Here is an 11886-nt window from a genome sequence, read left to right on the forward strand (position 1 = left end):
ATTCAGTAATTCGATAATTCAATAAATCAATAATTAATTGCCAACCACTACTTTCGCGTGGCGGGCCACCTTGTCATTCAGGTAATAGCCTTTTTCCACCTCGTCTACCACCTTGCCTTTCTGATCGTCAGAAGGCGCGGGGATATTAGTTATGGCTTCGTGCAGTTCAGGGTCGAAATCAGTACCAACGGCCTGCATTTCTTTCAAACCCCTTTGCCCCAATATATTTTTTAACTTTTGCTGGATCAGTCCAACGCCCTCTTTTACGGCATTTACGTCAGTGGCGTTATCCATATAACGGGTTGCGCGGTCAAAATCATCAAGTACCGGCAGCAGGGATACAATTACATCCAGTCCGGCAGTTTGCAGCAATTCGCTTCTTTCCTTCATTGTCCGGCGGCGGAAATTGTCAAACTCGGCGTACAAACGCAAGTATTTGTCATTAGCCAATGCTACTTCCTGTTTCAGTAATTCTTCGGGAGTCGACTCCGATGTCATGACATCATTGCCTTCGGTAGCAATAGCTTCGTTGTTATTATCAGTGTTTTCGGTGTTCTCGTTTTTTTTCTTTTTCAACATATCATTAAAATTCATGATTCAACTGTGCAAATCAACTATCCTGCCATAGCACAAAATCCGACAAGGTGTCAGCAGTTTTTAATTTGAAGTTCTCAATTGGCAGTTTTTTATTTCCGGGTGACAGAAGGCGGTACAGTTGTCAGCAATTGTCATACAAATATCCCGGCCGATCTTTTCAAGTGATCGGATAACCTGAGGGTGAGCGCCACTAAGGTTAGCGTAGGGTTTGGTGCGGCGGCAGTCGCATAATTTGACGCGCCTGCCGTGAACAAATTGGAAATGCCATGCACCTTACAATTGGCATCGACGACGCTGGTTTTAGGGTCGGTGCCCATGCGGGTAGTACCCATGTGGTGCCAGCCGCCGCCGGTAAATTCGGGCCAGCTATCGTCGTGCTCGTCGCGCAGGTATTCCATCAAACGCACGCGGCCTTTCCCGGCAATACCTATCTGGCGGCCGATTATTTCATAGATCATCCGGATGCTTCGCTTTTCAAGCGGCGTAAGCTCCCAGTGCAGCATAGCACGCCTCATCCCAAGGGCATCGGTTTCGGTATCCAGGCTGATGCGGCTATTAGGATTGGGCGCCTGTTCTATCCGGGTAAAAAGCTGGAAGGAATTGTGCCCGTTGCTGCTTTTTGATTTCCGTTCAGTTTCATCAAACTTGCCAAATGCTTTTGCGCGTTCCTTCGGATCGCTCGATTTCCAGATATCTATAAACGCAGGCTGGTTCCTTGCCGCTTCCAGGGGCGAGAAAGAAGCAGTGCCATTTAATATACGATGTTCACGCTGTTTTTCGGCGGTAATGGCCAGTTCGGCCCGTACCTTTGTTTTGCCGTAATCTATCGAGTACAATTTAAGCTGTTCGGGATCGGGAAACCACATTTCTGCTGATTTGATCTCAATGTGTTCCATAAAATAACGGCCAACCACATCGTGGTCATTCCCCAGGCCTTTTGGCGCCTGTTTGTTTGAGGCAAGCAAAAGGCGGGCATTTTGCATGGAACAACAGGCGAGCACAAAGCATTTGGCCTTCACGGTATGCTGTTTACCGGCCAGATTTTTTATAGTAACCTGTTTAATGGCCGATGCATGTTCATTTGCAGTAATATCGGTAACATTAGCATAGGTGTACAAGTAGATATTGGGAGCATTTACTATAGTGTCCTTATACTTCGAACCGAACCTGGTTGGCGGACTGAACTGCCACATTTTATTAAATACAGCGTTCGGATCAAAAGGCAGTGATACCAGCGATGGGTCGTTCTCCCGCCAGTATTCATAACTATACTCGTATGGCCCCAGGTCGAGATTTCTTTGTGCACGAACATAAAAGGCATCCAGGTCGCCGCGTTTAATAGGCCAACCGCTGTATGGCACCCAGTCACGTTTTTCAAAATCTATTGGGTCGAATACCGAACAAAAGCCTGCCCAATGCCCTGTGGTACCGCCAAAATAATGCAGCCTTGCGGATTCAAGCGGGTAATACCGCTGCCCGGTAGTTTTGCCACGGTATAGGTCCTGCATGGCTGGTTCATAATCAAAGCCCCCGCCTTCAAGCAATATTACATTATAAGGCGTATTTATCCATTCCAGCGCCATACTGATACCTGCCGCGCCGGCACCGATGATGCATATATCGCCTTCAATTACAGAATGATCGGGTATTAGTTTAGCGTCGATATGCATGGATCAGGTGTTAAGAATAGAAAATAAGGCACATTGACGGGCCTCGGTAACGGACAGCACCCAGCCTGCAACGGTTATGACCTTTGCTGATGCAAAATCCTGCTTCACCTGCCTGTTCAGCAGTGTTGTCAGCAATTTTGCATCGGTTGTAGGCTTGCCTTCAGATAACAACTGCCGGAGCGATGTCGGGTCGTTTTCATGAGGGGCTAATTTACGATAAGCCATACCGGCCTCACGCAGCGTTTTAATATCGGCGATGCGGGAAAAAAGAAAGGGCTGGCTCAGCGGGTCATTCGGATTTGTCTTGCAACCATCGGCTAAAGGAATTGCAAGCACCAATGCCGTATAAGCCGATAATCGAACGAATGCTCTTCTCTCCATAGGTTTCTGAAATATAACAAGCGCAGGTCAGACCCGCAAAAACACTTTCTTTTTATACATGAAATGCAAAAACAACCATTTTATCAATAGCAGGCAAATAGCAAATACCACCGCCCCCCATGGGTCACCCGCCCACTGCACCAGCCATTTAAAAAAACCGTTTACCGTATACTCCCACCTGATGAACTTCCCCGACATGTAAATGAGGATGGAATTCATCCCGATCACACGGAAAAAAAAGGCCCATTTTTGATGTCCAAGTACATCGATCACATAATAAAACAGCGACATTAACAATAAACTGATACCGCCCACCAATAACACAAACGAACTTGTCCAAAGGTTTTTATTGATCGGGAAATCAAAATTCCAGATCAGAGCCAGTATAATAAAGATCACACCGACAATGGCCATTCTGCCCGTTTTCTGAATTTGTGTCAGGTTGTGTTTTTTTAGCGTGATGCCCGTTAAAATGCCAAGCAAACCCGTACTTATGGCGGGTATGGTCGAAAATAAACCTTCCGGGTCGTGCATATTGGGTCGCCCGTCGGGGAAGGGAACGTACAGGTGGCCGGGCAATATCGTGCGGTCGATGTAAGATGCAAAATTACCCTCCGGTGTCAGATCACCAGGATGAAACCCCGGCGCTGAGGTGAATTTAAGCAATAGCCAGTAGCCGATAAGCAGCGCCCAAAACCAGGCCATCTGCGCAACCTCCTTCGAGTACAGGTAGATGATGTTAGCAAACATATAAGCTATACCGATTCGCCCTAAAACGGATGGGAAGCGTATATCGGCAAGCGGTTTAAGCTGCAGACCGTTATTGGCGATCAGGCCAAGTATAACCAGTATCAATCCCCGTTTGATAACCCGAAGCAAAAGCTGGCTGCGCGTTTTTCCTTTTTCCAGTTCGCGGCCCACCGAAAAAGGAGTGGAAACACCTGCCATAAACAGGAATAGAGGAAAGATCAGGTCGTAAAAATGAAAGCCGTTCCATAAGGGGTGCTCCAGTTGGTCGGCAATTACTTTTAAAATGCCCGATCCGGGCACCGCTTCGTGTAAACTTTGAAATAGTGCATCGGCCCCCATTATCCAGAACATATCAAAGCCGCGCAATGCATCCAGTGAATAGAGCCGGGTAGGGGTTTGCTGAAAATCATCAGCCTGGGTTTGTGCCATGTTATTAAAAAATTAAAAAAAGTGAGCGAGGTTTATGAATAATAAAGCTAAGTATTTCCCCTAAAAATCAAAGTAAAATTAATGTGGCAATTATTTTGGTCGTATATCAACCATTTGAGTGAACCCGCGAATTAGGAACTTTATAAAATAATTGCTCATTTTGCACATCAGAAACATCCACCCCAGCTAATGAGAAAACTAACAGAGGCCAATGCGGCCCTTTACACTACCATCCTGATCGTAATCACATTTCTCATCCGCATCTGGCTGGCAGCGTACACCGGGCTGGGGATAGGCGAAGCTTATTATTTTCGGGGCGCCGTCCACCTGGAGTGGAGCTATTTCGACCAGCCGCCTCTTTTCTTTTGGCTTAGCGGGACAAGTATAAAAATATTTGGTTTGACGAATCTTGGATTGAGATTCCCTGCGGTACTGCTGTTTGCCGCTACAAGCTGGCTGCTTTTCCTGATCACCAAAAAGCTGTTTACCGCAAGGGCCGGTTTTTGGGCCGTGGTGGTGATGAACCTGAGCGCTGTTTTTACAGTCGCTATAGCGTGTTGGTTTCAACCCGATGCCCCGCTTATGTTCTTCTGGCTCGCCAGCATCTATTTTATTGTCGAGCTGATCTTTGGCCAGGATTCGAGAGATGTACGGTATATCAGGAGCAGTGGCCGTACCTGGTTTTTATGGGTAATGACCGGAATTTGTCTTGGTTTGGCCACGCTGAGCAAGTATCACGTGCTCTTTATTTTCGTTGGTGTGTTCATGTTCTTCGCTACTAGTAAAAGTCAGCGGCACTGGCTTTGGCACCCCGGGCCTTATATTGCTATATTGATCACTTTGATCTTCTCTTTCCCCGTGTTGTGGTGGAACTATAATAATAACTGGGCGTCATTTGTATTCCAGGGATCACGGGCCGGCACAGGTTCAAATTTTAAGCTCCATTTTGATTGGTTTTTCCGCAGCATAGGCGGGCAGGCATTATGGCTGCTGCCGTGGATATGGTTCCCGACGGTGCGGCAACTGTTTAAGTCTTTCATTCTCCGAAGGACATCAGAAATATATGGGTTCTTTTTCTGGCTTTCGATATTGCCGATTGTATTTTTTACAGTCGTTACACTATGGTCCGATCTGCAATACCATTTTCACTGGCAGGCACCCGGTTATATGATGCTGTTTATCCCGCTGGGTTTTGCTGTTGATAAAAGCCTTTCGAACCAGGTACAATGGACAAAACTTACCCGGCGATGGATAACATTCTCTGCTTATTTTACGGTCATTACCATCGGTGTATTGAGCCTGCATATGGTTACCGGCTTTTGGACCTGGTATGGGCCTAAATGGATAGTCCACCGTTTTCACGGCGACAATGTAGACCCAACCATACAGGGGGTGGATTATGACGACATCGGTACACGTTTCGCCAAAGAAGGATGGACCCAAAATAAGCATCTGTTTGCAGGCAGTACACGCTGGTGGCTTACCGGTAAAGTTGACTGGGCATTAAAAGGGCAAAAGGAAGTTATCAGTTTTACAAACGATCCGCGAAATACTGCATTTCTTGTCGACCCGAACACTGTGCTGGGCTATGATGCCATTATCATAGCCCAGGATCAGCAGCAAAGTGTGATAGATGATGTTAAGCCATATTTCGACGATGTAAAGCAATTGCCAGATATCGCTATCATACGGCATGGCGTTGATGAACTGCACCTGCAAGTGTACTACTGCAAAAACTTTCATCAGTCAGGTAAGCCAAGGCCCGATATGCCGCTGTACCGCCAGTTGAACGGCTTGCCTCCATTCGGGAAATAGTTGTGGGTGTAAAAACTGTAATCCATGAAAATAATCATCAGCCTTTCTCTTGCCATCGTGCTGGTTTCGTGCGGTCAGGGGAATAATGATATGGCTACTTTGCAACATCAAGTAGACAGCCTTCAAAAACAGCTCAATCACACCTACAAACCGGGCCTGGGAGAATTTATGATGGGGGTGCAGGAGCATCATGCGAAACTTTGGTTCGCAGGCATCAACCAGAACTGGCCGTTAGCCGATTTCGAGGTTCATGAAATTGGCGAGACGGTGGACGACATCAAACAATACTGTACCGACAGGCCCGAAGTAAAAAGTATAGGTATTATCGATCCGGCGATAAGCAGCATCGATGCCGCGATCAAACAAAAAAGTGTGGAGCAATTTAAAAAAGCATTCACCGATCTCACCAATAGCTGCAACAATTGCCATAAAGATAATCAGCATGGTTTTAATGTGATAACCATACCCACGGGGTTGCCTGTAGAAAATCAAAGATTCAAACCGGGGCAATAATTCCCGTTAAAACCACAAAGGCCCCGCTATTCAGCGGGGCCTTTGTGTGCATATAATGCCTTTATTAGTGCCTTATCTTAATAGGGTGACTGTTGTGTTCGATCTCCTCCAGGTTTTCTAATTCTCCTTTTTCGTTCACCACCCAATCACTTAAGGCTATATAACCCCTGTTTTTCTTTTTCCGGGGATCTTCGAACGGCAGTATCAGGCTTATAAGTACAGCGCTCACTCTAAGCGCCCAATATATCGTTATCATTTGTTGTTGGTTTGAATACCTGATTTAAAGCAATTTTGCTGCCAAAAAATCGCGAATGAAGAAAATAACCCTGTAAATGCCATTTATCGGTATTTTATAGTTACCTTTAGAAAAAACGCATGGAACAGTGCGTATAATTCTCCTTCACTTGGGCATTGCCTGCCTCTGTTACAGGTAATATTTAAGCAATAAAACATACATCGTGGCTTAATAACAAGTCATACAACATGATAGCGGTTGTCCGCTTTTATGCTTATGGCGAACATCAGCCGCCATTCTTATTAAACGAACATTAAAAAAATAACTCATGAGCAAAGACAAAGGGAGCAGGGAAAAGAAAAAAGCACCCGATCCCACGGGGAAAAAAGCAAAATCGGATTACCAGGCCGGCAAAAGCTCGGTATCACAAAATGACGTATTTTCATTCAACAAGAAAAAATAAGATGGCAAACAAAATAGTTGATTTCCAGGCTAAAGTTTATGTATACGATCTGAATAATTGCGCCAGGGAATTTGGTTTTAAAGACGACGAAGGATGGGAATTGAGTTTAGCTACCCAGGATGAACGAAAGGCTCTCGAAAAGAAATATTATCCAATTGTTTCAACCAAGGTTTTACCTGAGATACTGGTCGAACTATTTGGACTCGTGAAAGATAAACTTGTGCAGGCAAGAAGTAATATCCAAAACAAATTGGATACCGGCAACCAGGCTAATAGCAACATGCAATATTTGGTTGCATTTAACCCCAAGCGGTACAGGTAATTACAGCGCAGGAACCAACAATGGATGGCCTGCTATTTAAAATATATGATCAGAAAAAACATGAAACTGGCGGAAGGCCAAAATTTACGCTACACGGGAAAGGGCTTTTCCGGGTATATCAAAGGCCAGCCTTATATGATCTATATCGCAACGCATAGTATTTACCAGATACAGGTAAAATACAACGGCGTCGATATGGTAGTAGATAAATATTTTACCGATCTGGTGGGATAATAAAAAGGCGGACAATCAATACTATCCGCCTTTTTGATTCTTAATAATATCGTGCGTTGGTAACAATAAACGCCTTCAATTTATCAGTATTTGTAGTTCCGGCTGAAAGTCCGGTAAAAATTATCGTGTACACTCCGCCGTTAGCAATGCTGACATTGTCAAGCGTAGCCAAAACAGTGCTCGTTCCCTTTTGTAAAATGGTAAAAGTGTAATTTTTATCACCCACCAATGGTGCGAATGACGTGTATTGCTTATAACTTTTATTTGTAATAAAAGCTGCACTGTCTTTTACGGCCACATCAACAGCAGGCGCATCCGGGCTTAGGTCGACAAAACGAATGCTTGCCCTACCGCCTGCAGGCTTTTCAACGGTATCGCTTAATAAAACAAGTTCCTGGTGAGTTTTTGGTCCTGCCAGAAACAGGGAATATATATTCCCGTCTTTAAAGGATATCGTATCCGAAAACTGTTTGTCCATTGTCGAAGGGAGGTAGAAGTTAGCCATGCGTTTACTTGCAAAGGCCCGGAAATAATCTACACCATCTCCATAGTTGATAGGTCCCCAGTTTACTTTGTTGTTATCAAGGTAAAAATCCAGGGCAGGATCATCAGGCGCAGCCTGGAAAAACGATACCAAAGCAATTGGCGGATTGTAATTGTTGTTATTGTCTTTTAAACATGAAGATAATGACAGCAGGCCCATTACTCCGATAACTGCTGCTGCCGTTTTTAATAAATAGGTTTTCATAATCGTTTGCACTTTTTCACATATACGCACTAAACCGTGCAAGCGATACAAACAACGTCATAAATAAACATCATGACCTTCACGGGGCAACCTTGTACCTTGGTTTAAGCACCCGAAGGCGTGGCCTGTGGCGGTGTCGTCTTCCCTCTCTTTTTGATTTTGATGACCTGGTATATCACGCCGGCGATGTAAAGTATAAATAAAATCAATAAACCATTTTGAATTATAGGGTCATTTGGCCCTGTCGCAATCGGACTGCTGATAGGTAGCCTTGTCAGCGTTTCAACAATTGCAGGCACCATCGAAAGAAAAAGCGTAGTAGACATTACGATCACCTGCACGTATTTTGCGGCTTTACCAAAAATACGGTGGGCGTATATTCCAATAGGTAAAAGCACCAAAATAATGATCGCTGTAAAATGTCCGGCAGTTAAATGTCCCGTCTTCATGATCGGGAAACCCGTGACACAGGTAAGTATAGTCAGTAAAATATATGTTCTTCCGGGGCCCGTCGCAGGATCGAGTTTACCTGAGCGATAAAGAGCATAATAAGCAACCAGCAGGGCAATAATGCTAATGGCCGTGTGAATGATTCCGAGAACTGAGAGGTGATTGGGCATGGCTGAAATTTTGATAGGTGTGCAAGCAGATAACGAAACTAACTTAGGAAAAATATTCGGCCTTAACAAAATATATCAACTTCATTGATAGTGTTTTATAGCGACATTTCAATAATCAAATCTGTTGACCTGGAAAATGCAATTTAACTTCGGTTTAAAGAATTTGTCGTTACGAATTAAATAGTGGGCTTAATTATAGCGAAAATACCGTTAAAACACGGGTTGAATATTAACTATTAATTGGCAATATTTACAAAAAGCGTTATTTCCGTAAAGGTTAACCAACAGCCTTCAGGAATGCCGCGAATTGATCCATTTCTAAACTTATAAATGTTATGCCAAAAATTCTCACAAAGGGCAAGCCGGTTAAAAAGCCGGGTGAACGACCTGGTGACGAACAGGGAGGTAAAGGCGACCGTTCCCGCACGGCTGGTAACCAGGTTGCGCCCGGCGTTGTGAAAATATTGATGATCGAGAATAACCCTGTCGACGTTGAATTCACGCAGAATGAATTGAAAAAGGGTGGCATGTCTTATATATCCGAAGTTGTTCAAAATGAAAACGATTACCGGCTTGCGATCAGCAATTTTGTGCCTGATATTATCCTTTCCGACTTTGCCCTTCCAAAATTTGACGGAGATACCGCGTTCAAAATCAGGAACCAATTAATACCAGATACGCCATTTATTTTTATTTCAGGAACTATAGGGGAAGAAAAATCTGTCGGTTATATGAAGGACGGATTAACCGATTATGTGCTGAAAGATAAGCTGTATACGCTGGCTATTAAAGTAAGGCGGGCGCTTGATGATGTTGCGGAAAGGCGGGAAAAGCGTAAAGTTGAAGATGAGCTAATTCGAAGCGAGATGCGCTTTCGGGCCCTTATAGAAAAGAGCACAGAAATGAAAACCCTCAGCAGCCCTGATGGTAAATTTCTTTACGCCAGTCCTTCGGTTACAACCACACTTGGGTACACTATTGATGAATTTTTACATAAATCTATCGTTGATCTGGTTCATGATGACGACATGCCGGCGTTTCTCAATAAGAGAGAGGGGATAATTCACGCGCCGGGCAACTCCGTCTTCAACGAAGTTCGTTTACGCCATAAAAATGGGAGTTGGATATGGTGCGAGGGTTTTACTACCAACATGCTGCATGAGCCGGCCATCAATGCCATGGTTTCGAATTTTATTGATATTTCCGATCGAAAATTGATACTGGAAAGGATTGCTGAGAGTGAGCGGTTCATTAAAACGATAACAGACAGTTTGCCGGCAATGATATCTTATTGGGACGCCGGTCTGCATTGCCTGTTCGCTAATCAGCCATATATGGACTGGTTTGAGAAGCCGTCGTCAGAAATACTTGGCATTAGTATGAGCGAACTCTGGGGTAAAAGAGAATTTGATCTGCAGGAAAATCATATCAGGCAGGTTTTGGAGGGAGAAGCACAGAGGTTCGAACATACATTTCACAGGGCTGATGGCAAAGCAATTGACTCCGACACCCAATACCTCCCCGATAAACAGGGTGACAGCGTCAAAGGCTTCTATTCGCTTATCTACGACGTCACTGAAGTGAAAATGGCCGAATTAGCAAGTATACAGGCGCTCGAAGAAAGAAATACCATACTTGAAAGCATTGATGATGCCTTTTTTGCTGTTGACAAGGATTGGGTTGTTACTTACTGGAACAATACAGCTGAGGAGGTACTGGGGACACCGAAAGCTGCCATCATAAATAAGAATTTATGGGAGGTTTTTGCTACAGCCGTAGGTTCGCAATCGTACAAGTGTTATCACGAAGCCATTCAAACACAGCGCGCAGTTCATTTTGAAGACTTTTATCCGCCTTTAAATAAATGGTATGAAATAAGCGCCTATCCTTCGGCCGCCGGGTTGTCAGTGTATTTTAAAGATATAACTGAAAGAAAAGCCGCCGAGGCCCGGATGAAAGAACTGAATGAAAATTTAACAAGGAGGACAAAGGACCTTGCTGTTTCCAATGCAGAATTGGAACAGTTTGCCTATGTGGCGTCACATGATTTGCAGGAACCACTTAGAATGGTGACCAGTTTTCTTACGCAACTTGAAAGGAAGTATGGTGATATAATAGATGATAAGGGACGGCAATACATACATTTTGCGGTTGATGGGGCTAAAAGGATGCGCCAGATCATACTGGACCTGCTTGACTTTTCCAGGGTAGGCAGGACAGACGATGACCTGGAAACCCTGAATTTTAATAAGCTTGTTGATGAATTGCTCGCTCTTTACCGGCGGCAGATAGACGAATTGCAGGCGGTTGTTGTTTCAGAAAAACTTCCGACACTTCAAACTTATAAAACCCCGGTAAGGCAGGTGTTTCAAAATCTCATTAGTAATAGTTTGAAGTATCACAAGCCGGGCAGCGCACCGGTTATCAAAATTTCATCCGTCGAAACTAAAACGAATTTTCAGTTTTCGGTAACAGACAATGGAATAGGGATAGCCCCTGAGTATTTCGACAAAATATTCGTCATTTTTCAAAGGCTGCATAATAAGGATGAATATTCGGGTACCGGCATGGGGCTGGCCATTGCAAAAAAGATCATCGAAAACCTTGGTGGAAAGATATGGATTGAATCGGCAGAGGGCGAAGGAAGTACATTTTATTTCACACTTCCCAAAAGTTCAAGAACATGAAAGAAATAAACATTTTGTTGGTGGAAGATAACGAAGGCGATATTTTACTTACAAAAGAGGCCCTCGAGGATAGCAAGATAATTAATAAGATCAGGGTAATTAGGGACGGGAAAGCTGCAATCAGCTTTTTTGAATCCATAACTGTGAAAGACGAAATACCGGATCTTGTTCTTTTGGACATCAATCTGCCAAAAGTAAGCGGCCATGAAGTATTGATGTATATTAAAAATGCTGAAAAATATGCGAGCATACCTGTTATTATACTCACTACTTCATCGTCGGAAAAGGACATTTTAAAAAGCTATAAAAACCATGTGAACTGTTATATAACCAAACCAATTGAGGTAACCGATTTCATGAATGCAATGATAAAAATTGAAGAGTTTTGGATAAATATAGTTTCCATACCTGGTAAATAATAC

At 43.9% G+C, this 11886-nt stretch carries 14 protein-coding genes; 7 read left to right on the forward strand and 7 right to left on the reverse strand.

The window, feature by feature from the left end; translation table 11 throughout:
• Positions 1 to 33 precede the first annotated feature (33 nt).
• The 4 genes from FRZ54_RS15945 to FRZ54_RS15960 all read right to left on the reverse strand — a co-directional run bounded on the left by FRZ54_RS15945 (position 34) and on the right by FRZ54_RS15960 (position 3827).
• Entirely contained in the window at positions 34 to 594 is a 561-nt protein-coding gene (locus FRZ54_RS15945) for a nucleotide exchange factor GrpE (protein WP_228462511.1), read from the reverse strand.
• Positions 595 to 728: 134 nt separating this feature from the next.
• Entirely contained in the window at positions 729 to 2267 is a 1539-nt protein-coding gene (locus tag FRZ54_RS15950) for a GMC oxidoreductase (RefSeq protein ID WP_147032577.1), read from the reverse strand.
• 3 nt (positions 2268 to 2270) lie between these two features.
• Positions 2271 to 2648 (reverse strand): hypothetical protein, encoded by a 378-nt coding sequence (locus FRZ54_RS15955; RefSeq protein ID WP_147032578.1) that lies wholly within the window; start codon positions 2646 to 2648, stop codon positions 2271 to 2273.
• Positions 2649 to 2675: 27 nt separating this feature from the next.
• Positions 2676 to 3827 (reverse strand): acyltransferase family protein, encoded by a 1152-nt coding sequence (locus FRZ54_RS15960; protein ID WP_147032579.1) that lies wholly within the window; start codon positions 3825 to 3827, stop codon positions 2676 to 2678.
• 189 nt (positions 3828 to 4016) lie between these two features.
• On the opposite strand from FRZ54_RS15960, the gene FRZ54_RS15965 reads away from it, so the two are divergent.
• Positions 4017 to 5642 carry an ArnT family glycosyltransferase gene (locus FRZ54_RS15965; protein ID WP_147032580.1) on the forward strand — a complete coding sequence of 542 codons (1626 nt, stop codon included), beginning with the start codon at positions 4017 to 4019 and terminating at the stop codon, positions 5640 to 5642.
• 24 nt (positions 5643 to 5666) lie between these two features.
• Positions 5667 to 6155 (forward strand): cytochrome c, encoded by a 489-nt coding sequence (locus FRZ54_RS15970; protein ID WP_147032581.1) that lies wholly within the window; start codon positions 5667 to 5669, stop codon positions 6153 to 6155.
• A 64-nt stretch (positions 6156 to 6219) separates the two neighbouring features.
• On the opposite strand, the gene FRZ54_RS15975 is transcribed toward FRZ54_RS15970, so the two are convergent.
• Positions 6220 to 6411, reverse strand: a complete 192-nt coding sequence (locus tag FRZ54_RS15975) for a hypothetical protein (RefSeq protein ID WP_147032582.1) — start codon at positions 6409 to 6411, stop codon at positions 6220 to 6222.
• Between the two features lie 307 nt (positions 6412 to 6718).
• On the opposite strand from FRZ54_RS15975, the gene FRZ54_RS24845 reads away from it, so the two are divergent.
• From FRZ54_RS24845 to FRZ54_RS15985, 3 genes are read left to right on the forward strand one after another with little or no spacing between them, the layout of a single operon-like run.
• On the forward strand, positions 6719 to 6853 hold the full coding sequence (locus tag FRZ54_RS24845; RefSeq protein WP_262712265.1) for a hypothetical protein: 135 nt from the start codon (positions 6719 to 6721) through the stop codon (positions 6851 to 6853).
• A gap of 1 nt (position 6854) precedes the next feature.
• Positions 6855 to 7175 (forward strand): hypothetical protein, encoded by a 321-nt coding sequence (locus FRZ54_RS15980; RefSeq protein ID WP_147032583.1) that lies wholly within the window; start codon positions 6855 to 6857, stop codon positions 7173 to 7175.
• Between the two features lie 45 nt (positions 7176 to 7220).
• Positions 7221 to 7409, forward strand: coding sequence for a hypothetical protein (locus tag FRZ54_RS15985; protein WP_147032584.1), 189 nt, complete (start codon positions 7221 to 7223; stop codon positions 7407 to 7409).
• A 40-nt stretch (positions 7410 to 7449) separates the two neighbouring features.
• On the opposite strand, the gene FRZ54_RS15990 is transcribed toward FRZ54_RS15985, so the two are convergent.
• Complete coding sequence (locus tag FRZ54_RS15990) at positions 7450 to 8157, reverse strand: DUF4397 domain-containing protein (RefSeq protein WP_147032585.1); 708 nt, start codon at positions 8155 to 8157, stop codon at positions 7450 to 7452.
• A 104-nt stretch (positions 8158 to 8261) separates the two neighbouring features.
• Positions 8262 to 8777, reverse strand: coding sequence for a hypothetical protein (locus FRZ54_RS15995; protein ID WP_147032586.1), 516 nt, complete (start codon positions 8775 to 8777; stop codon positions 8262 to 8264).
• Positions 8778 to 9112: 335 nt separating this feature from the next.
• Between FRZ54_RS15995 and FRZ54_RS16000 the strand changes: the two genes are divergently transcribed.
• Both FRZ54_RS16000 and FRZ54_RS16005 read left to right on the forward strand, forming a co-directional pair.
• Positions 9113 to 11464 (forward strand): PAS domain S-box protein, encoded by a 2352-nt coding sequence (locus FRZ54_RS16000; RefSeq protein WP_147032587.1) that lies wholly within the window; start codon positions 9113 to 9115, stop codon positions 11462 to 11464.
• Positions 11461 to 11883, forward strand: coding sequence for a response regulator (locus tag FRZ54_RS16005; RefSeq protein WP_147032588.1), 423 nt, complete (start codon positions 11461 to 11463; stop codon positions 11881 to 11883). The genes FRZ54_RS16000 and FRZ54_RS16005 overlap by 4 nt, the downstream gene beginning before the upstream one ends.
• Positions 11884 to 11886 lie beyond the last annotated feature (3 nt).

Source organism: Mucilaginibacter ginsenosidivorans, assembly GCF_007971025.1.
Classification (GTDB): domain Bacteria; phylum Bacteroidota; class Bacteroidia; order Sphingobacteriales; family Sphingobacteriaceae; genus Mucilaginibacter; species Mucilaginibacter ginsenosidivorans.

Coding starts and splice junctions, on each gene's coding strand:
- FRZ54_RS24845 (WP_262712265.1), top strand. CDS start 6,719: ATGAGCAAAGACAAAGGGAGCAGGGAAAAGAAAAAAGCACCCGATCCC.
- FRZ54_RS15980 (WP_147032583.1), top strand. CDS start 6,855: ATGGCAAACAAAATAGTTGATTTCCAGGCTAAAGTTTATGTATACGAT.
- FRZ54_RS15975 (WP_147032582.1), bottom strand. CDS start 6,411: ATGATAACGATATATTGGGCGCTTAGAGTGAGCGCTGTACTTATAAGC.
- FRZ54_RS15960 (WP_147032579.1), bottom strand. CDS start 3,827: ATGGCACAAACCCAGGCTGATGATTTTCAGCAAACCCCTACCCGGCTC.
- FRZ54_RS15950 (WP_147032577.1), bottom strand. CDS start 2,267: ATGCATATCGACGCTAAACTAATACCCGATCATTCTGTAATTGAAGGC.
- FRZ54_RS15945 (WP_228462511.1), bottom strand. CDS start 594: ATGAATTTTAATGATATGTTGAAAAAGAAAAAAAACGAGAACACCGAA.
- FRZ54_RS16000 (WP_147032587.1), top strand. CDS start 9,113: ATGCCAAAAATTCTCACAAAGGGCAAGCCGGTTAAAAAGCCGGGTGAA.
- FRZ54_RS15955 (WP_147032578.1), bottom strand. CDS start 2,648: ATGGAGAGAAGAGCATTCGTTCGATTATCGGCTTATACGGCATTGGTG.
- FRZ54_RS15965 (WP_147032580.1), top strand. CDS start 4,017: ATGAGAAAACTAACAGAGGCCAATGCGGCCCTTTACACTACCATCCTG.
- FRZ54_RS15970 (WP_147032581.1), top strand. CDS start 5,667: ATGAAAATAATCATCAGCCTTTCTCTTGCCATCGTGCTGGTTTCGTGC.
- FRZ54_RS15990 (WP_147032585.1), bottom strand. CDS start 8,157: ATGAAAACCTATTTATTAAAAACGGCAGCAGCAGTTATCGGAGTAATG.
- FRZ54_RS15995 (WP_147032586.1), bottom strand. CDS start 8,777: ATGCCCAATCACCTCTCAGTTCTCGGAATCATTCACACGGCCATTAGC.
- FRZ54_RS15985 (WP_147032584.1), top strand. CDS start 7,221: ATGATCAGAAAAAACATGAAACTGGCGGAAGGCCAAAATTTACGCTAC.
- FRZ54_RS16005 (WP_147032588.1), top strand. CDS start 11,461: ATGAAAGAAATAAACATTTTGTTGGTGGAAGATAACGAAGGCGATATT.